Raw genomic sequence first — 2,954 nt, forward strand, 5'->3', positions numbered from 1 at the left:
ATGTGTAAGACTTTTTAACTTTTAGGTTAAGTTAATAAGGGCGCACGGTGAATGCCTTGGCACTAGGAGCCGAAGAAGGACGGCACTAACACCGATATGCTTCGGGGAGCTGTAAGTGAGCTTTGATCCGGAGATTTCCGAATGGGGAAACCCACTGTTCGTAATGGAGCAGTACATTTGCGTGAATACATAGCGCATCTGTGGCACACCCAGGGAACTGAAACATCTAAGTACCTGGAGGAAGAGAAAGAAAAATCGATTCCCTGAGTAGCGGCGAGCGAAACGGGAATAGCCCAAACCAAGAGGCTTGCCTCTTGGGGTTGTAGGACACTCTACATAGAGTTACAAAGGAATGAGTTAGACGAAGCGATCTGGAAAGGTCCGCAGGATAGGGTAAAAGCCCCGTAGTCCAAAATTCATTCTCTCTTGAGTGTATCCTGAGTACGGCGGAACACGTGAAATTCCGTCGGAATCCGGGAGGACCATCTCCCAAGGCTAAATACTMCCTAGTGACCGATAGTGAACCAGTACCGTGAGGGAAAGGTGAAAAGCACCCCGGAAGGGGAGTGAAATAGATCCTGAAACCGTGTGCCTACAAGTAGTCAGAGCCCGTTAATGGGTGATGGCGTGCCTTTTGTAGAATGAACCGGCGAGTTACGATTACATGCAAGGTTAAGYTGAGAARRCGGAGCCGCAGCGAAAGCGAGTCTGAATAGGGCGAATGAGTATGTGGTCGTAGACCCGAAACCAGGTGATCTACCCATGTCCAGGATGAAGGTAAGGTAACACTTACTGGAGGTCCGAACCCACGTACGTTGAAAAGTGCGGGGATGAGGTGTGGGTAGCGGAGAAATTCCAATCGAACCTGGAGATAGCTGGTTCTCTCCGAAATAGCTTTAGGGCTAGCCTCAAACGTTAGAATCTTGGAGGTAGAGCACTGTTTGGACTAGGGGCCCATCCCGGGTTACCGAATTCAGACAAACTCCGAATGCCAATGATTTATGTTTGGGAGTCAGACTGCGAGTGATAAGATCCGTAGTCAAGAGGGAAACAGCCCAGACCACCAGCTAAGGTCCCCAAGTATTTGTTAAGTGGAAAAGGATGTGGCGTTGCTTAGACAACCAGGATGTTGGCTTAGAAGCAGCCATCATTTAAAGAGTGCGTAATAGCTCACTGGTCGAGTGACGCTGCGCCGAAAATGTATCGGGGCTAAACAAATCACCGAAGCTGTGGATTGATACCTTTGGTATCAGTGGTAGGAGAGCGTTCTAAGGGCGTTGAAGTCAGACCGGAAGGACTGGTGGAGCGCTTAGAAGTGAGAATGCCGGTATGAGTAGCGAAAGACGGGTGAGAATCCCGTCCACCGTATGACTAAGGTTTCCTGAGGAAGGCTCGTCCGCTCAGGGTTAGTCGGGACCTAAGCCGAGGCCGATAGGCGTAGGCGATGGACAACAGGTTGATATTCCTGTACCACCAAACCACCGTTTGAGTAATGGGGGGACGCAGGAGGATAGGGTAAGCGTGCTGTTGGTTATGCACGTCCAAGCAGTAAGGCGTGAATGTAGGCAAATCCGCATTCTATAACGTTGAGCTGTGATGGCGAGCTCGTATGAGCGAAGTTCCTGATTTCACACTGCCAAGAAAAGCCTCTAACGAGGTGATAGGTGCCCGTACCGCAAACCGACACAGGTAGTCGAGGAGAGAATCCTAAGGTGAGCGAGAGAACTCTCGTTAAGGAACTCGGCAAAATGACCCCGTAACTTCGGGAGAAGGGGTGCTCTTTGAGGTGTATAGCCTCGAAGAGCCGCAGTGAATAGGCCCAGGCGACTGTTTAGCAAAAACACAGGTCTCTGCAAAACCGTAAGGTGAAGTATAGGGGCTGACGCCTGCCCGGTGCTGGAAGGTTAAGAGGAGTGCTTAGCGCAAGCGAAGGTGCGAATTGAAGCCCCAGTAAACGGCGGCCGTAACTATAACGGTCCTAAGGTAGCGAAATTCCTTGTCGGGTAAGTTCCGACCCGCACGAAAGGCGTAACGATCTGGGCACTGTCTCAACGAGAGACTCGGTGAAATTATAGTACCTGTGAAGATGCAGGTTACCCGCGACAGGACGGAAAGACCCCGTGGAGCTTTACTATAGCTTGATATTGAATTTTGGTGCAACTTGTACAGGATAGGCAGGAGCCTTAGAGCCCGGAGCGCCAGCTTCGGAGGAGGCGTCGGTGGGATACTGCCCTGGTTGTATTGAAATTCTAACCCATACCCGTAACCCGGGTAGGAGACAGTGTCAGGCGGGTAGTTTGACTGGGGCGGTCGCCTCCTAAAGTGTAACGGAGGCGCCCAAAGGTTCCCTCAGAATGGTTGGAAATCATTCGAAGAGTGTAAAGGCAGAAGGGAGCTTGACTGCGAGACCTACAAGTCGAGCAGGGTCGAAAGACGGGCTTAGTGATCCGGTGGTTCCGCATGGAAGGGCCATCGCTCAACGGATAAAAGCTACCCCGGGGATAACAGGCTTATCTCCCCCAAGAGTCCACATCGACGGGGAGGTTTGGCACCTCGATGTCGGCTCATCGCATCCTGGGGCTGTAGTCGGTCCCAAGGGTTGGGCTGTTCGCCCATTAAAGCGGTACGCGAGCTGGGTTCAGAACGTCGTGAGACAGTTCGGTCCCTATCCGTCGTGGGCGTAGGAAATTTGAGAGGAGCTGTCCTTAGTACGAGAGGACCGGGATGGACACACCGCTGGTGTACCAGTTGTTCTGCCAAGAGCATCGCTGGGTAGCTATGTGTGGACGGGATAAGTGCTGAAAGCATCTAAGCACGAAGCCCCCCTCAAGATGAGATTTCCCATTACGCAAGTAAGTAAGATCCCTCAAAGACGATGAGGTAGATAGGTTCGGGGTGGAAGCGTGGCGACACGTGCAGCTGACGAATACTAATCGATCGAGGACTTAACCAAA

Annotated in this window: 1 rRNA gene; it reads left to right on the forward strand. The window is 51.7% G+C overall.

The features are described 5' to 3' along the window. The first annotated feature begins 24 nt into the window (after nucleotides 1–24). Nucleotides 25–2,953, forward strand: a 23S ribosomal RNA gene (locus tag AC1DFT_RS20615). The last annotated feature ends 1 nt before the right edge of the window (nucleotide 2,954 follow it).

The organism is Psychrobacillus sp. 05T411 (genome assembly GCF_056396485.1).